Annotated in this window: 19 protein-coding genes; all 19 read left to right on the forward strand. The window is 68.8% G+C overall.

Going from position 1 to position 22,263, the window contains the following annotated elements:
- The first annotated feature begins 22 nt into the window (after nt 1-22).
- The 19 genes from efp (at nt 23) to D514_RS32580 (ending at nt 22,226) form a co-directional block, all read left to right on the forward strand.
- A complete protein-coding gene (efp, locus tag D514_RS32490; protein WP_017830556.1) occupies nt 23-583 on the forward strand; it encodes an elongation factor P in 561 nt (186 codons plus the stop codon).
- Between the two features lie 3 nt (nt 584-586).
- Nucleotides 587-997: a transcription antitermination factor NusB gene (gene nusB, locus D514_RS32495; protein WP_017830557.1), complete on the forward strand. Its 411-nt coding sequence runs from the start codon at nt 587-589 to the stop codon at nt 995-997.
- Between the two features lie 62 nt (nt 998-1,059).
- The gene (locus D514_RS32500; protein ID WP_017830558.1) at nt 1,060-4,017 is read left to right on the forward strand and encodes a DEAD/DEAH box helicase; all 2,958 of its coding nucleotides are present in this window, start codon (nt 1,060-1,062) and stop codon (nt 4,015-4,017) included.
- An 81-nt stretch (nt 4,018-4,098) separates the two neighbouring features.
- Nucleotides 4,099-5,676, forward strand: coding sequence for a Rieske 2Fe-2S domain-containing protein (locus D514_RS32505; protein ID WP_017830559.1), 1,578 nt, complete (start codon nt 4,099-4,101; stop codon nt 5,674-5,676).
- 82 nt (nt 5,677-5,758) lie between these two features.
- A complete protein-coding gene (gene pyrR / locus D514_RS32510) occupies nt 5,759-6,289 on the forward strand; it encodes a bifunctional pyr operon transcriptional regulator/uracil phosphoribosyltransferase PyrR (RefSeq protein ID WP_017830560.1) in 531 nt (176 codons plus the stop codon).
- Entirely contained in the window at nt 6,286-7,251 is a 966-nt protein-coding gene (locus D514_RS32515; RefSeq protein ID WP_017830561.1) for an aspartate carbamoyltransferase catalytic subunit, read from the forward strand. Before pyrR ends, D514_RS32515 begins: the two co-directional genes overlap by 4 nt.
- The gene (locus D514_RS32520) at nt 7,248-8,552 is read left to right on the forward strand and encodes a dihydroorotase (RefSeq protein WP_017830562.1); all 1,305 of its coding nucleotides are present in this window, start codon (nt 7,248-7,250) and stop codon (nt 8,550-8,552) included. Before D514_RS32515 ends, D514_RS32520 begins: the two co-directional genes overlap by 4 nt.
- Entirely contained in the window at nt 8,549-9,061 is a 513-nt protein-coding gene (locus D514_RS32525) for a hypothetical protein (protein ID WP_017830563.1), read from the forward strand. The genes D514_RS32520 and D514_RS32525 overlap by 4 nt, the downstream gene beginning before the upstream one ends.
- Nucleotides 9,058-10,236 carry a glutamine-hydrolyzing carbamoyl-phosphate synthase small subunit gene (gene carA, locus D514_RS32530; RefSeq protein ID WP_017830564.1) on the forward strand — a complete coding sequence of 393 codons (1,179 nt, stop codon included), beginning with the start codon at nt 9,058-9,060 and terminating at the stop codon, nt 10,234-10,236. Before D514_RS32525 ends, carA begins: the two co-directional genes overlap by 4 nt.
- Complete coding sequence (gene carB / locus D514_RS32535; protein ID WP_017830565.1) at nt 10,236-13,523, forward strand: carbamoyl-phosphate synthase large subunit; 3,288 nt, start codon at nt 10,236-10,238, stop codon at nt 13,521-13,523. The genes carA and carB overlap by 1 nt, the downstream gene beginning before the upstream one ends.
- On the forward strand, nt 13,520-14,365 hold the full coding sequence (pyrF, locus tag D514_RS32540; RefSeq protein ID WP_017830566.1) for an orotidine-5'-phosphate decarboxylase: 846 nt from the start codon (nt 13,520-13,522) through the stop codon (nt 14,363-14,365). The genes carB and pyrF overlap by 4 nt, the downstream gene beginning before the upstream one ends.
- Nucleotides 14,358-15,269, forward strand: coding sequence for a guanylate kinase (gene gmk / locus D514_RS32545; protein ID WP_017830567.1), 912 nt, complete (start codon nt 14,358-14,360; stop codon nt 15,267-15,269). The genes pyrF and gmk overlap by 8 nt, the downstream gene beginning before the upstream one ends.
- Before the next feature lie 65 nt (nt 15,270-15,334).
- The gene (gene rpoZ, locus D514_RS32550) at nt 15,335-15,589 is read left to right on the forward strand and encodes a DNA-directed RNA polymerase subunit omega (protein ID WP_017204385.1); all 255 of its coding nucleotides are present in this window, start codon (nt 15,335-15,337) and stop codon (nt 15,587-15,589) included.
- Between the two features lie 88 nt (nt 15,590-15,677).
- Nucleotides 15,678-16,871, forward strand: coding sequence for a methionine adenosyltransferase (gene metK / locus D514_RS32555; RefSeq protein WP_017830568.1), 1,194 nt, complete (start codon nt 15,678-15,680; stop codon nt 16,869-16,871).
- Nucleotides 16,872-16,887: 16 nt separating this feature from the next.
- Nucleotides 16,888-18,846 carry a hypothetical protein gene (locus D514_RS32560; RefSeq protein WP_017830569.1) on the forward strand — a complete coding sequence of 653 codons (1,959 nt, stop codon included), beginning with the start codon at nt 16,888-16,890 and terminating at the stop codon, nt 18,844-18,846.
- A gap of 18 nt (nt 18,847-18,864) precedes the next feature.
- Complete coding sequence (fmt, locus tag D514_RS32565; RefSeq protein WP_017830570.1) at nt 18,865-19,785, forward strand: methionyl-tRNA formyltransferase; 921 nt, start codon at nt 18,865-18,867, stop codon at nt 19,783-19,785.
- Nucleotides 19,782-21,281 carry an RsmB/NOP family class I SAM-dependent RNA methyltransferase gene (locus tag D514_RS32570; RefSeq protein ID WP_031206133.1) on the forward strand — a complete coding sequence of 500 codons (1,500 nt, stop codon included), beginning with the start codon at nt 19,782-19,784 and terminating at the stop codon, nt 21,279-21,281. The genes fmt and D514_RS32570 overlap by 4 nt, the downstream gene beginning before the upstream one ends.
- Nucleotides 21,282-21,285: 4 nt before the next feature.
- Entirely contained in the window at nt 21,286-21,966 is a 681-nt protein-coding gene (gene rpe, locus D514_RS32575; protein ID WP_017830572.1) for a ribulose-phosphate 3-epimerase, read from the forward strand.
- Nucleotides 21,963-22,226: a phosphoribosyl-ATP diphosphatase gene (locus D514_RS32580; protein ID WP_017830573.1), complete on the forward strand. Its 264-nt coding sequence runs from the start codon at nt 21,963-21,965 to the stop codon at nt 22,224-22,226. Before rpe ends, D514_RS32580 begins: the two co-directional genes overlap by 4 nt.
- The last annotated feature ends 37 nt before the right edge of the window (nt 22,227-22,263 follow it).

Below are 22,263 nucleotides of genomic sequence, written 5' to 3' on the forward strand. Positions count from 1 at the left end.
ACACGAACGGAACTCGCAGCGCATGGCATCTACCGCAGACATCAAGAACGGCGTCGTCCTCAGCATCGACGGGCAGCTCTGGAGCGTCATCGAGTTCCAGCACGTCAAGCCCGGCAAGGGTGGTGCCTTCGTGCGCACCAAGCTGAAGAACGTCGTCTCGGGCAAGACCGTCGACCGCACCTACAACGCCGGCGCGAAGATCGAGATCGAGAACGTCGACCGCCGCGACTACACGTACCTGTACACCGACGGTGATGGCTACGTCTTCATGGACCAGACCGACTTCGACCAGATCACGGTCGGCGCGGCGACCGTCGGCGACGCGAAGCACTTCCTGCTCGAGAACCAGCAGGTGACGATCGCGATGAACAACGGCAACCCGCTCTACATCGACCTCCCGGCTTCCGTGATCCTCGAGGTCACCTACACCGAGCCGGGCCTGCAGGGCGACCGCTCCTCGGCCGGCACCAAGCCCGCCACGCTCGAGACCGGCTACGAGATCCAGGTGCCGCTGTTCCTCGAGACCGGCACCAAGGTCAAGGTCGACACCCGAACGGGTGACTACCTCGGCCGCGAGAAGTAAGGCGTGGGCGCCCGGACGAAGGCGCGCAAGCGCGCTCTCGACATCCTCTTCTCCGCCGACGTGCGCGGTGACGATCTCGCCGTGACGCTCGCCGCTGAAGCCAAGCGCGCTGCGAGCGAGCCTGCGCGTGAGGCCTCCTGGCTCTATGCGCGCGAGATCGTCGACGGCATCATCGACTCCCGTGACGAGATCGACGAGCAGATCACGACGCACAGCAGGGACTGGAAGCTGGAGCGGATGCCTGCGGTGGACCGCGCGCTGCTGCGCATCGCGGTGTGGGAGATCCTGCATAACGACGAGGTTCCGACCGCGGTCGCGATCGATGAGGCCGTCGAACTCGCCAAGGAGTTCTCGACCGACGACTCCGGTGCGTTCGTGCACGGTGTCCTCGCACGGGTGGCCCGCTCCGCCTGATCCGTCCGAGACGGGGCGCTGTCGGCGGTGTGATTGTCGGCGGTGCCGGAGAGGATGGCAGCATGTCTCTCTCCCGTGATCCTTCCCCTCTGGAGGGATCGGCGGCGGATTGGCGGAGCATCCTCGGTTCCGCGCGCGATGACGCCGACACGGCGCTCGCGCTCGGCGTCGAGCTCCGCGTGAGGGACGGTCGCGGGGCCAACCCGTGGGCCTCGCGTCCGCAGCGCACGGCGACCGCCCGCGACGTCGCGAAGCGCACGGGCGAGATCCTGCTCGGCATCCGCCCGCTCGAGCGGAGCGCGTCGACCGGTGCCTGGGTGCAGGGTGCGGCCACGTGGGACGCGGTGCGGCGTTCCCCCACGCAGTACGGGCGCGATCGCTCGCGGTGGTTCGCAGACCTGCTCAGCATCGCTCGCGACACGCTGCTCTCGGGCACGGCCGGTGATTGGCTGGTCGCCGATCTGATCGAGTCCGGACTCTTCTGGGGGCACCTGCGCGCCGGCGCGGAGGTCGGCATCCCCCTCGTCGCCACGCAGAAGAGCACCACTGTCGTGCTCGCCGGCGACGCCGCGATCCGGGCGACGGTCGGGCGAGACGACGGGGGCGGGATCGTCGTGCGTCCCGACATCACGATCGATGGTCGCCCTGCAGAGCCCTTCGCCGTCCAGACGATCGGCCACAGCGGCGTGTACGAGATCGCGCAACAGGGGAGCAGCATCCGGGTGACCCTCGCCGAGGTGCCGATCAGCGAGCCCGTCCATGCCCTTCTCACCGCCAGGACCGGGCTGGCGGTGCCGGCCCGTGACGAGGATGCCTTCTTCCGCGATGCGTATCCGCTGCTCGCGCGCCGCATCGAGGTGCGCCCTGTCGGCCGGATCGAGCTGCCGGCGCTGCCCGCACCCCGAGCGGTGATCGCACTGTCCTTCCGCCGCGGCGACACGGTCACGTACACCCTCGAGTGGGAGTATCGCGGTTTCGGGCGGGTGCCGCTCTCTCCCAGCGGCGACGCGGTACGCGACATCGCGGCCGAGGATGCCCTCCGGGACACGCTGCGGACGGTGTGGAGAGAGCACCTGGGCGAGGAGCTCTCCGCGACCGGCTCCTTCCACGACGTCGCCGCCGCCGAGTTCGTCACCCGCACGGTGCCTGCGCTCGAGGCCGAGGGCGTCACGGTCAGCGTCGAGGGCCGTCGCAAGAGCTACCACGAGCTCACGGGCGAGCCGGAGATCACCGTCTCGACCGTCGAGAGCAGCGATCCCGACTGGTTCGATCTGGGGATCCTGGTCAAGATCGACGGGCGCACCATCCCGTTCGAGCCGCTGTTCACGGCGCTCAGCAAGGGGCGCAAGAAGCTCCTCCTGGTCGACGGCAGCTACTTCTCGCTGAATCACCGTGCGCTCGATCGCCTCCGGGAGCTGATCGACGAGTCCGGCGCGCTCGACGAGTGGGAGACCGGTCCGCGGATCAGTCGGTATCAGACCGATCTCTGGGAGGAGTTCGAAGACCTCGCCGATGAGGCGATCCCCGCCGTCTCTTGGCGTGCGACCGCTGACGGTCTGCGCGCGGCCACCTCGGTGCCCCCGGTCGCTGTGCCGTCGGGCATCACGGCCGAACTCCGCCCCTATCAGAAGGAGGGGCTCGACTGGCTCGCCTTCCTGTGGACCCATCGCCTGGGTGGCATCCTCGCCGACGACATGGGGCTCGGCAAGACCCTCCAGCTCCTGGCCCTCATCGTGCATGCGCGAGAGGCGGGGGAGCGGCGGCCCTTCCTCGCCGTCGTGCCGACATCGGTCCTCGCCACCTGGCGTAGCGAGGCCGAGCGTTTCGCGCCCACGCTCCGGGTGCGGCTCCGCGGAAACACCCAGGGGCCGTCGGTCGACGCGAGCATCCGCGACGTCGACCTCCTCATCACCACCTACGCCGTCGCCCGGCTCGACGAGGCCGAGTACGCGCGCGTCGAGTGGGCCGGACTCCTCCTCGACGAGGCGCAGTTCGTCAAGAACCCGGCGACCAAGCTGCACCGCGCCATCGCCTCGTTCCGCGCGGATGTGACGTTCGCGATCACCGGAACGCCGATGGAGAACAGCCTGAGCGAGCTGTGGGCGCTGCTGAAGCTCACCGCTCCGGGTCTCTTCGCCTCGGCGCGGAAATTCCGCGAGCAGTACATCCAACCCATCGAGCAGGGGAAGGTCCCCGAGAACGAGGAGGGCGGCGCCTACCGTCAGCGTCGCCTCGAGCAGCTTCGTCGGCGGATCCGGCCGCTGCTGCTGCGACGCACGAAGGAGCTGGTGGCACCCGACCTGCCAGCGAAGCAGGAGCAGATCCTCGAGGTCGAGCTCAGCTCCTCCCACCGGGCGCTCTACGACGTCGTGCTGCAGCGCGAACGGCAGAAGGTGCTCGGCCTGCTGGAAGATCTCGATCGCAACCGCTTCATCGTGTTCCGATCGCTCACCCTGATGCGCATGCTCAGCCTGGCCCCGGGGCTCATCGACGCCGCGGACGCGAAGATCGGCTCGCGCAAGCTCGATGTGCTGCTCGAGCGCGTGATCGAGTTGCAGGCCGAAGGCCATCGCGCGCTCGTGTTCAGCCAGTTCACGTCGTTCCTCGACCTCGCCGCTGCCCGCCTCGACGCCGCCGGCATCCCCTACGCGCACCTGGACGGGGCGACGCGCCACCGCCAGAAGGTCGTCGAGAGCTTCACATCGGGAGTGCAACCGGTCTTCCTGATCAGCCTCAAGGCCGGCGGATTCGGCCTCACCCTGACCGAGGCCGACTACGTCTTCCTGCTCGATCCGTGGTGGAATCCGGCGGCCGAGGCGCAGGCCGTCGATCGCACGCACCGCATCGGCCAGGACAGCCAGGTGTTCGTCTACCGGATGATCTCCGCCGGCACGATCGAGGAGAAGGTGCTCGAACTGCAGCGCCGCAAAGCGCGGCTGTTCACGGCCGTGCTCGACGATGAGGCGCTGTTCGCGCAGTCGCTCTCCGCAGACGACATCCGTGGCCTGTTCGAGGACTGACCGGATTACTCACGGCCGGGTCGACCGGGCGCACAGGGAGCCGTCGGTACAATCGAACGGTTCACATTCGGGAGGAATGCAATGCGGATCACGGGACTCGGCCACGCCGGGATGTTCATCGAGACGGTCGGCGGGAACATCATCTGCGACCCGGTCCTCGGACCCTCGTTCTACGGATCCTGGTTCCCGTTCCCCGACAATCGCGGTCTGGACTGGGAGCGCTTCGGACGCGAGGCCGATTTCCTGTGGATCTCGCACCGGCACCGCGACCACTTCGACCCGCGGCTCCTGGAGCGCTACATCCGCAAGGACATCGAGGTGCTGCTTCCGGAGTATCCGACCGACGACCTCGAGAAGGACATCCGCGCCCTCGGCTACACGAACATCACCTACGCTCCTGCGGGCCAGGTGATCCAGCGCGGTGACCTCAAGATGATGATCACGCCGCTGCGCGCGCCCAGCGACGGCCCCATCGGCGACTCCTCCCTGAGCGTCGACGACGGCACCGGCTCGATGCTGAACCAGAACGACTCGCACCCGCTCGACCTCGAGAAGCTGCTCGACTTCGGCAAGCCCGACGCCTACTTCACCCAGGTGTCCGGTGCGATCTGGTGGCCCATGGTCTACGACCTGCCGCTGGACGCCAAGCAGAACTTCGCCCGGCTCAAGCGCGAGGCGCAGAACAAGCGAGCGATGTACTACATCGAGAAGGTCGATGCCCCGCACGTCTTCCCGATGGCAGGGCCCCCCATGTTCCTGCGCGACGACCTGTTCGACTTCAACGGTCTCGGCAAGAACGGCGAGTCGATCTTCACGGACCAGAAGCAGTTCCTCGCGCACATGAAGGAGCTCGCGCCGCAGTACGACGGTCAGCTCTTCATCCCCGGTACGGTCGTCACGATCGACGGGGGAGAGGTCACGAGTGAGCAGACGCTCTACACCGAGGCCGAGATCGCGCACATCTTCGATGAGAAGTGGGAGTACCTCGAGGAACAGCGCGCGAGCCGACAGCAGGAGATCCGCGACGAGGAGGCATCTCGTGCCGAGATCATCCCGCCCGCAGAGATGCTCGAGGCGATCAAGACCTGGTGGGAACCGCTGCTGAAGAAGTCCCGCACCATCCGGCTCGGTGTCGGCGGTTGCGTGCGCTTCCGCATCGGCGAGCTCGACATGGTGGTCGACTTCCCCCGCGCGAAGGTCCGCGAGTACGCGGGCGAGGAGTGCGTGTACTGGTACACGATCCCCGCCGACCTGGTCTCGACGAACATCGTCGATCACGAGATCGACTGGTCCAACTCGATCTTCCTCTCGATGCAGTTCTCGGTGGGCCGCAGCGGCAAGTTCAACGAGTTCCTCACCACGTTCCTCAAGTGCCTCTCGGTCGATCGGATCGAGTACGTGGAGAACTGGTACCAGGAGCAGACCGACCAGACCGAAGATGCCGAGATCGGCGACTGGGTCGTCCAGCGCCGCTGCCCGCACCTGCGCGCCGACCTCACCCGCACGGGCACGGTCGACGAGGACGGCATCCTCACGTGCAGCATGCACGACTGGAAGTGGGATCTGAAGACCGGCCGCTGCCTCTCCACCGCCGGCCACCCGATCCGCTCGTCGAAGATCGACGAGGTCACCGATCCGGTCCTGCGGGAAGCGAGCTGATCCGCCGGAGCCCGCGCTCCGATAGACTTTCGTCACAAGCAACCTTTAACACCGTCCTGTGAGGCGGAGAAGGGAGCGGCCGATGAGCATGCGCACTGTGCTGCACGAAGCCGACATCTCACGAGCGCTGACCCGTATCGCGCACGAGATCCTCGAATCCAATCGAGGTGCCGAGAACCTCGTCCTGCTGGGCATTCCGACCCGCGGCGTCACTCTCGCCCATCGCCTCGGCCTGCTGATCAGCGAGATCGCGCAGCAGTCCGTCCCGGTCGGTGCGCTCGATGTCACGCTCTTCCGCGACGATCTCGCCAAGCACCCGACGCGTTCCCCGCGGCCCACCGAGATCCCGGTGGGCGGAATCGACGGCAAGACGGTCGTGCTCGTCGATGACGTGCTCTTCTCCGGCCGCAGCATCCGTGCCGCTCTCGACGCCATCCAGTCGATCGGACGCCCCGCCGTCGTGCGCCTGGCGATCCTCGTCGACCGCGGACACCGCGAGCTCCCGATCCGCCCGGACTTCATCGGCAAGAACATCCCCTCCGCCCGCACCGAGCGGGTCAACGTGCGCCTCTTCGAGAACGACGGGGCCGAGGAGGTGACGATCGGCGAATGAGACACCTCCTCGACACCCGCACCCTCGATCGGGCGACCGCCCTGCGCATCCTCGATGTCGCCGAGGACATGTCCGACACGCAGTCGCGTGAGGTCAAGAAGCTCCCGACGCTGCGCGGCAAGACCGTGGTGAACCTCTTCTTCGAGGATTCGACACGCACCCGCATCTCATTCGAGGCCGCCGCCAAGCGCCTCTCCGCCGATGTCATCAACTTCGCGGCGAAGGGGTCCAGCGTCTCGAAGGGCGAGAGCCTGAAGGACACCGCCCAGACGCTCGAGGCCATCGGCGCCGACGCGGTCGTGGTCCGCCACCCCGGATCCGGCGCCCCGCAGACGCTCGCCACCAGCGGCTGGATCTCCGCCGGCGTCGTCAACGCCGGAGACGGCACGCACGAGCACCCGACGCAGGCCCTGCTCGACGCCTTCACCATCCGCAAGCGCCGCTTCGGCGCCGAGAGCCGCGGTCGCGATCTGAGCGGACTGCGGGTCGTGATCGTCGGCGACGTGCTGCATTCGCGGGTCGCCCGCTCGAACGTCTGGCTGCTCACCACGCTCGGAGCGGAGGTCACCCTGGTCGCGCCGCCGACCTTGGTGCCGCAGAACGTGTCGCTCTGGCCGGTCCGCGTGGTCTACGACCTCGATGAGGCTCTGGCCGAGGACCCGGACGCGGTGATGATGCTGCGCATCCAGCTGGAACGCATGAACGCGGCATATTTCCCGACTGAGCGGGAGTATTCCCGTCGATGGGGTCTGGACGCACGGCGTGTGGCCGGTCTTCCGGCAGGTAGCATTGTCATGCACCCCGGACCCATGAACCGGGGACTGGAGATCTCCTCCGAAGCTGCCGATTCCCCCCGCTCGACGGTGCTGGAACAGGTCACGAACGGGGTCTCCGTCCGCATGGCGGTGCTGTACCTGCTGCTGGCGGGAGAACGAGACGACGAACGAGGGGGAGACCTGTGAACGAGACCCTCGTCATCACCGGTGCACAGCTGCTCGGTGCCGAGAGCGCCGACATCATGATCGAAGACGGCCGGATCGCCGAGATCGGCACCGGGCTCACGCGCTCCGGCGCGCGCGTCATCGACGCGGCAGGGCTGGTCGCCCTTCCGGGACTCGTCGATCTGCACACGCATCTGCGCGAGCCCGGCTACGAGGCTTCCGAGACGATCCTCACGGGAACGAGGGCGGCGGCTGCCGGTGGTTTCACCGCCGTGTTCGCGATGCCCAACACCTCGCCGGTCGCCGACACCGCCGGCGTCGTCGAGCAGGAGCTCGCGCTCGGCGAAGCGGCCGGCTACGCCACGGTGCAGCCCATCGGCGCCGTGACGGTCGGACAGAAGGGCGAGCGCCTCGCCGAGCTGGGAGCGATGGCCACGTCCCGCGCACAGGTCCGCGTCTTCAGCGACGACGGCTTCTGCGTGTTCGATCCGCTCATCATGCGCCGTGCGCTGGAATACGTGAAGTCGTTCGACGGCGTCATCGCCCAGCATGCGCAGGACCCCCGCCTCACCGAGGGCGCGCAGATGAACGAGGGCACGGTCTCGGCCGAGCTGGGCCTGGCCGGATGGCCCGCCGTCGCCGAAGAGTCGATCATCGCTCGCGACGTGCTGCTGGCCGAGCACGTCGGATCGCGGCTGCACGTGTGCCACCTCTCGACCGCGGGCTCGGTGGACATCATCCGCTGGGCCAAGAAGCGCGGCATCAACGTCACCGCCGAGGTCACCCCTCACCACCTGCTGCTCACCGACGAGCTCGTGCGCGGGTACGACGCGCGCTACAAGGTGAATCCTCCGCTGCGTCGGGAAGAGGATGTGCTCGCCGTGCGCGAGGGCCTCGCCGACGGCACGATCGACATCGTCGCCACCGACCACGCGCCGCACCCGAGTGAGCACAAGGCGTGCGAGTGGCAGGCCGCGGCGAACGGCATGGTGGGGCTGGAGAGCGCCCTGCGCGTCGTGCACCAGTCGATGGTGCAGACCGGGCTTCTCGAGTGGTCGGACATCGCGCGGGTGATGAGCGCAGCGCCGGCACGGATCGGACGGCTGGCAGGTCACGGCACACCGCTCGAGGTCGGTCAGCCGGCCCAGATCACGCTCTACGACGCCTCGGTCGACGGCGTGTTCACAGAAGCCGACCTCCATGGTCGGAGCGTGAACTCGCCCTACCTCGGCCGCGCTCTCCCCGGACGGGTGCAGTACACGATCCACGGCGGTGTCCTCACCGTCGACGGCGGAAGCGTCGTCGAGGAGCTTCACGCATGAGCGCTCGGGACCTCGCCGTCGCGATCACGATCGCGGTCGCGCTCCTGGTGCTGCTGGTGATGCTCCTGGCCTGGCGACGACGAATCCGCCGCGACTCCGTGTTCACGGCCCCGCTGGGGGTTCCGGAGCACGCGGAGGTCTTCCGCCGCGACGAGGTGCTCTACGTGTCGACGACACGGCATGAGCAGCCGCTCGAGCGTCTCGCGGTGTCGCCTCTCGCGTACCGGGCCCGTGGTGAGCTGGCGGTCACGGATCGCGGCATCGCCCTCTGCCTCGATGGCGCGCCGACGGTCTTCCTCGCGAACGACCGCCTCGTCGCCATCGACCGCGCCACGGTCACGATCGACCGCGTCGTGGAGCCCGGTGGCCTCGTGCGCCTCGCCTGGAGCATCGACGACGACACGGTCGTCGACAGCTATCTGCGCCTCGCCACCGGCGACCCTATGAACCTCATCTCCGACCTGCAGCGGCTCGTCCCCGCCGCCCCCGACACAGGAGCAACGTCATGACCCTTTCGACATCCTCCGGGCAGGCCTCCGCGGCCCAGCTCCCCGATCCCGCCGTCCTGGTCCTGGAAGACGGCACCCGACACACCGGACGCGCCTACGGCGCGCGCGGTCGCACGCTCGGCGAAGTCGTCTTCGCGACCGGCATGTCCGGATACCAGGAGACCATCACCGATCCCTCCTACGCGGGGCAGATCGTCCTGCAGACGGCACCGCACATCGGCAACACCGGCATGAACGACGAAGATGCCGAATCGCGCCGCATCTGGGTCGCCGGCTACATCGTGCGCGACCCTTCGCGCGTGGTGTCGAACTGGCGCGCGAACGCCTCGCTCGACGACGTGCTCGTCGAGGACGGAGTCGTCGGCATCAGCGGCATCGACACCCGTTCGATCACCCGGCACATCCGCTCGGCCGGCTCCATGCGCGGGGGGATCTTCTCCGGGGCGGATGCGGCACTCGACCCGCAGGAGCAGGTGCGCATCGTCCGCGAAGCCCCCGAGATGGCCGGACGCAATCTGTCCGCCGAGGTCTCGGTCGACGTCGCGACGGTGACGACCGCCATGGGTGAGCGCATCGGCAACCTCGCCGTGCTCGATCTCGGTGTGAAGCAGGCGACGATCGACAACCTCGCCGCCCGCGGCTTCGAGGTGCATGTGCTGCCGCAGAACGTGACGATCGACGATATCCGCGCGGTCGATCCCGTCGCGGTGTTCTACTCGAACGGTCCCGGCGACCCCGCGGCCTCCGGCGATCACGTCGAGCTGCTGCGCTCTGTGCTCGATGCGGGGCTGCCCTTCTTCGGGATCTGCTTCGGCAACCAGCTGCTCGGGCGTGCCCTGGGCCTCGGCACCTACAAGCTGCCGTTCGGGCACCGCGGCATCAACCAGCCGGTGCTGGACAAGCAGACCGGCAGGGTCGAGATCACGGCGCATAACCACGGCTTCGCGGTCGAGGCTCCGATCGAGGGCACCTTCGACAGCCCGAACGGCTACGGCAAGGTCGAGGTCAGCCACGTCGGCCTCAACGACAACGTGGTCGAGGGACTCCGCGCCCTCGACATCCCCGCCTTCTCGGTGCAGTACCACCCCGAGGCCGCAGCAGGCCCGCACGACGCCAACTACCTCTTCGACAGGTTCCGCGACCTGGTCATCGCAAGCCAGAAGGACTCCAAGTAATGCCCAAGCGCGACGACATCAACTCCGTCCTCGTCATCGGCTCCGGCCCGATCGTCATCGGTCAGGCGTGCGAGTTCGACTACTCCGGCACCCAGGCGTGCCGCGTGCTCCGCGAGGAGGGCGTCCGGGTCATCCTGGTCAACTCCAACCCGGCCACGATCATGACCGATCCCGACTTCGCCGATGCGACGTACATCGAGCCGATCACGTGGCAGGTCATCGAGACGATCATCGCCAAGGAGCGGCCCGACGCGATCCTGCCGACGCTCGGCGGGCAGACCGCGCTGAACGCCGCGATCGAGCTCCACAACCACGGCATCCTCGAGAAGTACGACGTCGAGCTCATCGGCGCCAGCTTCGAGGCGATCAACAAGGGCGAGGATCGTCAGATCTTCAAGCAGCTGGTCCTCGATGCGGGAGCCGACGTGGCGGACTCGCGCATCGCGCACACGATGGAGGAGGTGCTGGCGGCCGCCGATGAACTCGGCTACCCGATGGTGGTCCGTCCGAGCTTCACGATGGGGGGTCTCGGCTCCGGATTCGCGTATGACGAGGAGGATCTGCGTCGCATCGCCGGCGCGGGCCTGCGCGACTCGCCCACCACCGAGGTGCTCCTGGAGGAGTCCATCCTCGGCTGGAAGGAGTACGAGCTCGAGCTCATGCGCGACACGGCCGACAACACCGTCGTCGTCTGCTCGATCGAGAACGTCGACCCCGTCGGCGTGCACACGGGCGACTCGATCACGGTCGCTCCCGCGCTCACCCTCACCGACCGCGAGTACCAGAAGATGCGCGACATCGGCATCGACATCATCCGCGCCGTCGGCGTCGACACCGGCGGTTGCAACATCCAGTTCGCGGTGGACCCGACCAACGGTCGCATCATCGTCATCGAGATGAACCCGCGCGTCTCGCGCTCCAGCGCTCTGGCGTCCAAGGCCACCGGATTCCCGATCGCCAAGCTCGCCGCCAAGCTGGCCCTGGGCTACCGTCTCGACGAGATCCCGAACGACATCACGGGTGTCACGCCGGCGAGCTTCGAGCCGACGCTCGACTACGTCGTCGTGAAGGTTCCGCGCTTCGCGTTCGAGAAGTTCCCGGCAGCCGACGCGACGCTGACCACGACCATGAAGTCCGTGGGCGAGGCCATGGCGATCGGCCGCAACTACGCCACCGCCCTGCAGAAGGCGCTCCGCTCGCTGGAGAAGCGCGGTTCGAGCTTCCACTGGGGCGCCGAGGAGCGCTCGGTTGAGGAGCTTCTCGAGATCTCGAAGGTTCCGACGGACGGCCGGATCGTGACGCTGCAGCAGGCGCTGCGCAAGGGCGCGACGGTCGAGCAGGCCTTCGACGCGACGGCGATCGACCCGTGGTTCCTCGACCAGATCGTGCTGATCAACGAGGTCGCCGAGATCGTGCGCACCGCGTCCGAGCTCGACGCGGCGACTCTTCGCTACGCCAAGGAGCATGGCTTCTCCGACGCGCAGCTCGCCGAGCTCCGCGGCATCTCCGAAGCGGAGGTCAGGGGCGTGCGTCACGGCCTCGGCATCCGCCCGGTGTACAAGACGGTCGATACCTGCGCCGGCGAGTTCCCCGCCCTCACCCCGTACCACTACTCGAGCTACGACTTCGAGACCGAGGTCGCTCCGTCGGATCGCACCAAGGTGGTGATCATCGGCTCCGGACCGAACCGCATCGGCCAGGGCGTCGAGTTCGACTACTCGTGCGTGCACGCGTCGTTCGCGCTGTCGGATGCCGGGTTCGAGACCGTCATGGTCAACTGCAACCCGGAGACGGTCTCGACCGACTACGACACCTCCGACCGCCTGTACTTCGAGCCGCTGACGCTCGAGGACGTGCTGGAGGTGCTCGACGCCGAAGCCGCGAGCGGCACCATCCTCGGTGTCGTGTGCCAGCTCGGCGGGCAGACGCCGCTCGGGCTCGCGAAGGGCATCGAAGCCGCCGGTTACACCGTTCTCGGAACCAGCCCCGAGGCGATCGACCTGGCGGAGGAGCGCGAGCTGTTCTCCCGTCTGCTCGATGACGCAGGTCTCGTCGCGCCGCGCAACGGCACCGCGATCGATGTCGAAGGCGCCGTGCGTATCGCCGAGGAGATCGGCTACCCGGTGCTGGTGCGTCCGAGCTTCGTGCTCGGCGGCCGCGGCATGGAGATCGTCTACGACACCGCGTCGCTGCGCGACTACTTCGTGCGCACCGCGGGGGAGGTCGTCATCGAGGAGGGCAAGCCCCTTCTCGTCGATCGCTTCCTCGACGACGCGATCGAGCTCGACGTCGACGCGCTCTACGACGGAACCGACCTGTACATCGGCGGCGTCATGGAGCACCTCGAAGAGGCCGGCATCCACTCGGGCGACTCCAGCTGCACGCTGCCGCCGGTCTCGCTCGGCCGCACCGACGTCGACCGGGTGCGCGAGGCCACACTCGCGATCGCCGAGGGCGTGGGAGTGCGCGGACTGCTCAACGTGCAGTTCGCCATCAGCGCCGGAGTGCTCTACGTGATCGAGGCGAACCCGCGTGCGAGCCGCACCGTGCCGTTCGTGTCGAAGGCGCTCGGTATCCCCATGGCCAAGGCGGCGAGCCGCGTGATGACCGGTTCCACGATCGCGGAGCTGCGCGCGGAGGGTCTGCTTCCCGAGCAGGACGGCTCCCGCGTCCCGCTCGACGCACCGGTGTCGGTCAAGGAAGCCGTGCTCCCGTTCAAGCGGTTCCGCACCGCCGACGGTAAGACGGTCGACTCCGTGCTCGGACCGGAGATGCGCTCCACCGGTGAGGTCATGGGCATCGATCGCGACTTCCCGACGGCGTTCGCGAAGAGCCAGGCGGCGGCCTATGGCGGCATGCCTACGTCGGGAACCGTGTTCATCTCGGTCGCCGACTCGGACAAGCGCGCCGTCATCCTGCCCGCGCACCGCCTGCAGCAGCTCGGCTTCACGATCGTCGCGACCGAGGGCACAGCCGAGATCCTCTCGCGCAACGGCATCGCCGTCACGGTCGTCGAGAAGTACAGTGCGACGCAGGAGTCCGGGGCCAAGAACATCGTCGACCTCATCAACGAGGGCGCGATCGACATCGTCGTGAACACTCCGTCCGGCGGCGCCGCTCGCGCCGACGGCTACGAGATCCGCGCCGCAGCGGTGGCCGCCGACAAGGCCCTGTTCACCACGATGGCCGTGCTCGGTGCCGCCGTGAGCGGAATGGACGCCGCCCACGAGGGCTTCCAGGTGAAGAGCCTCCAGGAGTACGCGCTGGACCGGAAGGCGGCGCTGTGAGCGAACGCTTCGGCGAGCGGGTGCGCTCCGCCCTCCGGGCGAAGGGACCGCTCTGCGTCGGCATCGACCCCCACGCCGCGCTGCTCGCGGCGTGGGGGTTGACCGACGACGCGCAGGGCGTCCGCGAGTTCGGCCTGCGCACGGTCGAGGCAGCCGCAGGGAAGGTCGCCGTCGTGAAGCCGCAGGTGTCGTTCTTCGAGCGCTTCGGCTCTCGAGGCATCGCGGCGCTCGAAGACGTTCTCGCCGCTGCGCGCGCTGCAGGACTGATCGTGATCGCCGACGCCAAGCGGGGCGACATCGGATCGACGATGGACGACTACGCGCGTGCGTGGCTCACGCCGGGTTCGCCGCTGGAGGCGGATGCCCTCACCGTGAGCCCGTTCCTCGGGGTGGGTGCTCTCGACGGGACCTTCGCGGTGGCCGAGAAGAACGGAAAGGGCCTGTTCGTGCTGGCGGCGACCAGCAACCCCGAGGCGGAAGGGCTGCAGCGCTCCACGGACTCCGCCGGCACGACGGTGTCGGCAGCGGTCATCTCCGAGGTCTCTGCGCGCAACGCCGAGTCGTCTGCCGCGGGGGAGTGGGGGAGCTTCGGATTCGTCATCGGCGCGACCGTCGACTGGACCCGGGCCGGCATCGAGCCGTTCACGCCGGCAGCGCCGATCCTCGCTCCGGGGTTCGGTGCGCAGGGGGCCACTCCGGCTGATCTCCGCCCGCGTTTCGGGACGATGTCGGCAGCAGTGATCGCGAGTGAGAGCCGCAGCATCCTCTCCGCCGGTCCGGCCGATCTGATGGAGACCATCTCCGCACGCGCAGCCGAGTATCGCGAGGTGGCCGGTGTCTGACGCACAGCGCACGGTCCCCGAGGTCGACAGGGCCGCAGCGGCGCGCCGCGCCGTGGAGCGCCGCCGCGCCAGGGCATCGGTCAAGCGCGACCTCACGATGCGCGTGGTGACACCGCAGGCCGTTCTTCATCGTGCGAGCGCCGACGCCGATTCGGTGGAGGGCTCGATGCGCATCACCGACTTCCTGCTGGCACTTCCCGCGATCGGCGCCGGCAAGCGCGACCGGGTGCTCGAGGAGCTGCACATCTCGCCGGTCAAGCGTCTCGGTGGGCTCGGCGCGCGCCAGCGCCGAGTGCTGGAGTCATGGCTCGACTCGCGCTTCCCTGTGCCGACGCCTCGTGGTGCCCGGAGCCGGCTGCTGGTCCTGGCAGGGCCCACCGCCGTGGGCAAGGGCACGGTCGCCGCGCACATCCGCGAGCACAACCCGGAGATCCACCTGTCTGTCTCTGCGACGACCAGGCCCCCGCGTCCCGGCGAGATCGACGGCGTGCACTACTACTTCGTCGACGACGCGGAGTTCGACCGGCTCATCGCCGACGACGAACTGCTCGAGTACGCCGTGGTGCACAACCGCTCCCGGTACGGCACGCCGCGCGCGCCGATCGACGCCGCGCTGGCAGAGGGCAAGACCGTCCTGCTCGAGATCGACCTGCAGGGTGCGCGCCAGGTGCGTCGCGCCGAACCCGCCGCGACACTGATCTTCCTGCTGCCTCCGAGCTGGGACGAACTCGTTCATCGACTGGTCGGACGAGGCACCGAAGACGCCGAGGAGAGGGCCAGGCGATTGCGCACCGCGAAGGTCGAACTCGCCGCTCAGAACGAGTTCGATCACCTCATCGTGAACGAGGACGTCGCCACGGCGGCTCGCGAGGTCGTAGAATTGTCTACAAGCTCTGCGCGCTGAGCGTCTTCGCGCGCCTTTCGCACCGTCTTCGCGACGATCCCGTCGCCTGATCAGGAGGTCTCACCATGGCCGGACACAACAACGGCATCATCGATCCCCCCATCGACAACCTGCTCGACCGCGTCGACTCGAAGTACGAGCTCGTCATCTACGCCGCCAAGCGCGCGCGTCAGATCAACGACTACTACTCCGACCTGCACGAGGGAAACCTCTTCGACAACGTCGGCCCGCTCGTGGACTCCTCGGTCGAGGACAAGCCGCTCACCATCGCGCTGCACGAGATCAACGAGGACAAGCTCCGCCTTCGTCACGCAGAGTGATATTCGAGACCGCGTCTCCCGTACGTCGGAGGCGCGGTCCAGAATGGGTGCAACACCCTCCATCCGTCCGTCCCGTTCTGGAGTACCGATGAGCGCCCTGCGTCTGTTCACGTCCGAGTCCGTCACCGAAGGGCACCCGGACAAGATCTGCGATCAGATCTCCGACAGCATCCTCGACGGCCTCATCGCGAAGGACAAGGGTTCCCGCGTCGCCGTGGAGACGCTCGTCACCACGGGCCTCGTGCATGTGGCGGGTGAGATCCGCACCGACGCCTACGTCGACATCCCCACGATCGTGCGCCAGGTCGTGAACGGCATCGGGTACACCTCCAGCGACACCGGGTTCGACGGTTCTTCGTGCGGCGTCAGCGTCTCGGTCGGGGAGCAGTCGACCGACATCGCCCACGGGGTCGACAGCGCCCAGGAGCACCGTGATGGGTCATCGGTCGATCCGCTCGACGCTCTCGGTGCCGGTGACCAGGGCATCATGTTCGGCTTCGCCACGAACGAGACTCCGCAGCTCATGCCGATGGCCGTCTGGACCGCCCATCGCCTCGCCGAGCGTCTCACCGAGGTGCGCCGCAGCGGAGCACTGCCTTTCCTGCGACCCGACGGCAAGACCCAGGTCACGCTCGGCTACGACGGCTTCACACCGAAGACGGTCGACGCGGTCGTCGTCTCGACTCAGCACCACCCCGACATCTCGCAGGAAGAGCTCAAGGCCCAGGTCCGTGAGCATGTGATCGATCCGGTGCTCGCGACCACCGGGCTCGACCTCGACGACGTCACCTTCTACATCAACCCCGCCGGTCCTTTCGTCACCGGCGGTCCCAAGGGCGACGCCGGTCTCACCGGCCGCAAGATCATCATCGACACGTACGGCGGGGCCTCGCGCCACGGTGGCGGCGCCTTCAGCGGCAAGGACCCGTCCAAGGTCGACCGCTCGGGTGCCTACGCCACGCGATGGGTGGCGAAGAACGCCGTCGCCGCAGGTCTCGCCGACCGCCTCGAGGTGCAGGTCGCCTATGCGATCGGTGTCGCGCGCCCTGTGGGTCTGTACGTCGAGTCCTTCGGCACGGGCAAGGTGTCGGACGAGGTCATCACGCGCGCGATCAACGAGGTGTTCGATCTTCGTCCGCAGGCGATCATCGAGCAGCTCGACCTGTTGCGCCCGATCTACGCCCAGACGGCCGCCTACGGGCACTTCGGCCGCGAGCTCCCCGACTTCACCTGGGAGCGCACCGACCGCGCCGAAGAGCTGCGCCGCGCTGCCGGGCTCTGATGGGACCGCGGTCCTGATGCCTCCGGAGAGCCGGCGCATCGCGCGCGTGCTCCTCGATTCCCCTCTGCCTCAGCTCGATCGGCTCTTCGACTACGCCCTTCCTGCGCAGTGGGGTGAGGTTCCGCTGGGTGTTCGTGTCCAGGTGCCGCTGCGCACCGCGGGGCGCGTGATCGACGGCTACGTGGTCGACATCGACACCGAGGACGACGCCGACCGGGCGCTGTCAGAGGTCGAGAGCGTGGTGTCCACGGTGCCGGTGCTCCCCGAGCGTCTGCACACCCTCGCGCGTCGCGTCGCGGATCGGGCAGCGGGTTCGGCGTCCGACGTGTTGCGCCTGGTGATCCCCAAGCGTCAGGTGCGCGTGGAGAAGGCCTGGACCGCAGACACGCCGGCCGAGACACCCGATGCGGAGGCACTCGTCGTCGCAGAGGAGACCGTCGGCCTGTACGAGGGCCTCGGCGAGGTGCTCGACGCGGGAGGGCGCGCGGCTGTGGAGGCGATTCCCCAACTCGTCGACGGCGTGCAGGGATGGGCCCGCCTGCTGGCCGCGTCGGCCGCTCGCATGCTCGCCGCCGGCAGATCATCGATCATCGTCGTGCCCGACAGTCGCGACCTGGACCGGCTCCTCGCAGCGATCGAGTCCCTCGTCCCCGCCGGTGCTGTGGTGCGTCACGATTCCCGGCAGAGCAACCCCGACCGCTATCGCGGCTTCCTCCGCACCCTCGAGGACGCCGCCTGCATCGTGGTGGGAAACCGATCGGCCGTCTACTCTCCCGTCGTGGCGGGACTGGTCGCGATCTGGGACGACGGCGATCCGCTTCTGGGGGAACCGCTGGCCCCGTACGTCAACGCACGCGACGCCGCCCTCCTCCGACAGGAGCTGGAAGGGTCGGCGCTGCTGTTCGCCGGCCACACGCGGACGACCGATGTCGAACGCTTGGTCGTCCTCGGCTGGCTGCAGGATGTCAGAGCAGCGCGCCGCGTACTTCCTCGCGTCGTGCTCAGCACACCGCAGGAGATGGAGCAGCCGACCGCCCAGCGCATGCCGTCCTCCGCCTTCCTCGCCGCACGCACCGCTGCAGCCGAGGGCCCGGTGCTCGTGCAGGTGTCCCGGCCCGGCTTCTCGCCCTCTCTCGTGTGCGCGGAGTGTCGGGCTCCGGCGCGCTGCGCGCACTGCGGGGGGCCGCTCGGCGCGAAGCACCGCGGTGCCGTGCCGGTGTGCGCGTGGTGCGGCCGGGCCGCCAGCGCCTGGTCGTGCCCCTCGTGCTCCTCGACGAAGCTGCGCCTCGCCTCTTCGGGCAGCGAACGCACCGCCGACGAACTGGGTCGCGCATTTCCGGGCGTTCGGGTGATCGTCGCCGACAGCGCGCACCCGGTGGAGCGCGTCTCGGCGGCACCTGCGCTGGTGGTCGCGACCCGCGGCGCCGAGCCCATCGCCGACGGCGGTTATCGCGCTGTCGTGCTCCTGGACGGCCCGCGCATGCTCCAAGCCCCCGATCTGCGCGTCGCCGAGTCGTGCCTGCGCTGGTGGTCGAACGCGGCAGCGCTGGCGGCCCCGGGCGCTCCGATCCACCTGGTCGGCGTGAACGGTGCCGCGGCGAGGGCGCTGGCGACCTGGAACCAGGCGGGCCACGCCAGGCTCGAGCTCGAGAGCCGTGCACCGCTGCACATGCCGCCGACGACACGAGTGGCCCTCGTGCAGGGGTCGGCGTCTGCGGTCGCCGGCGCACTGGCCGCGCTGAACGACCTCGCCCTGCCTGCCGATGCGGTGCTCGGCCCTGTCCCCGTCGAATCCGACGACATCCCGCCGCGGGTCCGCGCTCTGGTGCGGTTCGAGTACGGCGCGGGGGCGCGCGTCGCGACCGCCCTGCGCGCCGCGGTCGTGGCGGAAGCCGTCAGCGGGCGTCGCCGAAAGGGGCGTGCGACCAAGAGCACGCTCTCCGTCCGCCTCGATATCCTCGAACCAGAGCTCTGACCCTTCCGGAGAACCTTCATGCGCCTCGTCTTCGCCGGCACACCCGCTGCGGCCGTGCCCACCCTTCGCCGTCTCGCGGCATCCCACGACATCGCTGCCGTCGTCACTCGGCCGGACGCGCCTCTCGGGCGTCGTCGCGTGCTGACGGCGTCGCCGGTGGCTCAGGCGGCCGAGGAACTGGGCCTCCCGATCATCAAGGCCGCCCGGCTCGACGATGCCGTGACGGCGGAGATCACGGCGCTCGAGGTGGACCTCGGCGTGATCGTGGCTTACGGCGGCCTGGTGCGCGAACCCCTGCTCTCGGCACCGAGAGCAGGATGGATCAACCTGCACTTCTCGCTGCTGCCCGCCTGGCGCGGAGCGGCACCGGTCCAGCGCGCTCTGATCGCCGGAGACGCGGTGCTCGGAGCGAGCGTGTTCCAGCTGGTCGCCGAGCTCGACGCCGGCGATGTCTTCGCGACGCGCGCGGTCGACGTTCCCGAGACCGCGACGGCAGGGGAGGCCCTCGAAGCGCTCGCGTCGGAAGGGTCCGGACTCACCGCAGACGTGGTCTCCTCGATCGCGGACGGCACGGCGCTGGCGGTTCCCCAGGAGGGCGAGCCGACCTTCGCCGCCAAGCTCACCCTCGCCGACGGACTGCTCGACTGGAATCAGCCGCTCGACGCCGTGTTCGCCCGCTTCCGCGGCGTGACCCCCGAGCCGGGAGCACACACGACCGTCGCGGGTCAGCCTCTCAAGGTGCTCGAAGCGGCCCCGGCGCCGGAGGCCGAATCGCTCGCTCCCGGGCGTCTCCGGGGCACCAAGACCGCCCTCCACATCGGCACGGGCACCACGCCACTCGCCGTCACACGGGTCCAGCCCGCCGGCAAGGGCGCGATGAATGCGGTCGACTGGTGGCGTGGTCTGCGCGGCGGCGACGAACTGGTGGCCGGAGCATGAGCGACGAAGGGCGGAGCCGCCGATCCACGCCATCGAACGGGCGACCGCGTGGCGCGCGAGGTGCGACAGACGGGCGCCGTGGTGGTCAGCGCGGCCCCGTCCGCACCGTGCAGCCCGCCCGACGGGTGGCCTACGACGTGCTGCGCGCGGTGTCGGAGACCGACGCCTACGCGAACCTCGTGCTCCCCACAGCGATCGCGGAGGCGCGACTCACGCCTCAGGATGCGGCTCTCGCCACCGAGCTGACCTACGGCACGCTGAGGCACCTCGGCACCTATGACGCGATCATCGCCGCCGCGGCGGATCGCTCGCCGGACAGTATCGACCCCGCCGTCCTCGATGCGCTGCGCCTCGCGGTGCATCAGCTGCTCGCCACGCGCGTCGCCTCGCACGCGGCCGTCAACGAGTCCGTGAACCTCGTGGCCACGGAGTCCGGACGGGGGGCGTCGAGCTTCGCGAACGCGGTTCTCCGCAGGATCACCCGAGAATCGGCCGAAGAATGGCAGACGCGCATCGAGCAGCACGCGCGGTCCGACGATGAGCGGCTGGCGCTGCGTGCCGCGCACCCGGTGTGGGTGATCCGCGCTCTGCGCCGTGCTCTCGCGGCGGAGGGCCGTGGCGAGGAGTTGGAGGCGCTCCTCGAGGCCGACAACGCCTCGCCGGATGTGACACTCGTCGCCCTTCCGGGGCTGGCCGAGCCGGGGGAACCCCGCCTTCCCTACGCATCGACCGCCTTCGTGTCTCCCGGGGGCGATCCGCGTCGTGCGGTCGAGGCTTCCGGTGGCACGGTGCGCGTGCAGGACGAGGGCTCCCAGCTCGTGGCGCTCGCCCTGGCCGGTGCCGCTCCGATCACCGCGGGTGAGCGCTGGCTCGATCTGTGCGCCGGCCCCGGCGGCAAGACCGCTCTCCTTGCCGCAGTGGCGCACGAGCACGACGTCACCCTGGAGGCGAACGAGATCGTCCCGGTCCGGGCGCGACTGGTGCGCAAGGCGCTCAGAGCCGTACCCGGGGAGATCGTCGTGCACGAGCAGGACGGGCGTGCACTCGCATCGGCTCGACCGGGGGAGTTCGACCGTATCCTCGTCGATGCTCCCTGCACGGGCCTGGGCGCACTGCGCCGTCGCCCCGAGGCGCGGTGGCGGAAGTCTCCTGCCGATGTCGCCGAACTGGTACCGCTCCAGGTGGAGCTGCTCTCGGCGGCCCTGGACGCTCTCGCCCCCGGCGGGATCGTCGCCTACGTCACGTGCTCGCCGCACCTCGCCGAGACCACAGGGGTCGTGAAGGAGGTGCTGCGCGACCGCGCGGACATCGTCGAGCTCGACGCCCGTGCGGCGATCGCCGACGTCGCTCGCTCGCCGATCGATCTGGCCGACGAAGGCCGGACGGGTTCGGGCAGCGCTCAGCTCTGGCCGCACCGCCACGGGACGGATGCCATGTTCCTCGCGCTTTTGCAGCGCCCCGCACCGGAGAACACCCCATCAGGGAAGGAAGACTAGGACCGTGGAACTGCCTCGCGCCCCGCGCATCAACCCGAGCATCCTCGCCGCCGACTTCGTGAATATGCAGGCGGATCTCGCTCGGATCGCGACCGCCGACTTCGCGCATGTCGACGTGATGGACAATCACTTCGTCCCCAACCTGACGTTCGGTCCGCAGATGGTCGAGCGCATCCAGGCGACCAGCCCGATCCCGCTCGATGTGCACCTCATGATCACGGATCCGGAGCGATGGGCTCCCGAGTACGCCGAGATCGGCGCGGCGAGCGTCACCTTCCATCTCGAGGCCGCGGACGACCCCGTCGCGCTGGCGCGCCGGCTCCGCGAGATCGGCTCTCGGGCAGGAGTCGCGGTGAAGCCCGCGACGCCCGTGGAATCCCTCTACGACGTGCTCGACGAGTTCGATCAGATCCTCGTGATGACCGTCGAACCGGGTTTCGGCGGACAGAGCTTCATGCCGGAGACGATGCCGAAACTGCGCGCTCTCGCCGAGGAGGCGCGGCGGAGAGGATCCCAGATCTGGCTCCAGGTCGACGGGGGCATCTCCGATCGCACCATCGAGATCGCGGCCGCCGCGGGTGCCGACACCTTCGTGGCGGGTTCGGCGGTGTACGGCGCCGATGACGTCGAGGCGGCCGTCACCCGGCTGAGAGACCTCGCCAGAGCCGCTAGCCTGGAAGCGTGAAGACTTTCGACGAGCTGTTCGCCGAGCTCAGCGTCAAGGCCGAGACCCGCCCTGAGGGATCGGGAACGGTCGCCGAGCTCGACGGCGGTGTGCACACGATCGGCAAGAAGATCGTGGAAGAAGCCGCCGAGGTGTGGATGGCGTCCGAGTACGAGTCCGACGAAGCCGCCGCCGAGGAGATCTCGCAGCTGCTCTATCACGTCCAGGTGATGATGCTTGCCAAGGGCATCAGCCTGCAGGACGTCTACCGACATCTGTGATGCGCTCCGTTCCGATCACCTCGAACTGAAAGCACTC

Source organism: Microbacterium sp. UCD-TDU, assembly GCF_000340625.1.
Lineage (GTDB): Bacteria > Actinomycetota > Actinomycetes > Actinomycetales > Microbacteriaceae > Microbacterium > Microbacterium maritypicum.

What these genes read in the sequence shown, in the direction of transcription:
- efp (WP_017830556.1), top strand. Translation starts at nt 23, where the DNA reads ATGGCATCTACCGCAGACATCAAGAACGGCGTCGTCCTCAGCATCGAC.
- D514_RS32500 (WP_017830558.1), top strand. Translation starts at nt 1,060, where the DNA reads ATGTCTCTCTCCCGTGATCCTTCCCCTCTGGAGGGATCGGCGGCGGAT.
- D514_RS32505 (WP_017830559.1), top strand. Translation starts at nt 4,099, where the DNA reads ATGCGGATCACGGGACTCGGCCACGCCGGGATGTTCATCGAGACGGTC.
- pyrR (WP_017830560.1), top strand. Translation starts at nt 5,759, where the DNA reads ATGAGCATGCGCACTGTGCTGCACGAAGCCGACATCTCACGAGCGCTG.
- D514_RS32515 (WP_017830561.1), top strand. Translation starts at nt 6,286, where the DNA reads ATGAGACACCTCCTCGACACCCGCACCCTCGATCGGGCGACCGCCCTG.
- D514_RS32525 (WP_017830563.1), top strand. Translation starts at nt 8,549, where the DNA reads ATGAGCGCTCGGGACCTCGCCGTCGCGATCACGATCGCGGTCGCGCTC.
- carA (WP_017830564.1), top strand. Translation starts at nt 9,058, where the DNA reads ATGACCCTTTCGACATCCTCCGGGCAGGCCTCCGCGGCCCAGCTCCCC.
- carB (WP_017830565.1), top strand. Translation starts at nt 10,236, where the DNA reads ATGCCCAAGCGCGACGACATCAACTCCGTCCTCGTCATCGGCTCCGGC.
- rpoZ (WP_017204385.1), top strand. Translation starts at nt 15,335, where the DNA reads ATGGCCGGACACAACAACGGCATCATCGATCCCCCCATCGACAACCTG.
- metK (WP_017830568.1), top strand. Translation starts at nt 15,678, where the DNA reads ATGAGCGCCCTGCGTCTGTTCACGTCCGAGTCCGTCACCGAAGGGCAC.
- D514_RS32560 (WP_017830569.1), top strand. Translation starts at nt 16,888, where the DNA reads ATGCCTCCGGAGAGCCGGCGCATCGCGCGCGTGCTCCTCGATTCCCCT.
- fmt (WP_017830570.1), top strand. Translation starts at nt 18,865, where the DNA reads ATGCGCCTCGTCTTCGCCGGCACACCCGCTGCGGCCGTGCCCACCCTT.
- D514_RS32570 (WP_031206133.1), top strand. Translation starts at nt 19,782, where the DNA reads ATGAGCGACGAAGGGCGGAGCCGCCGATCCACGCCATCGAACGGGCGA.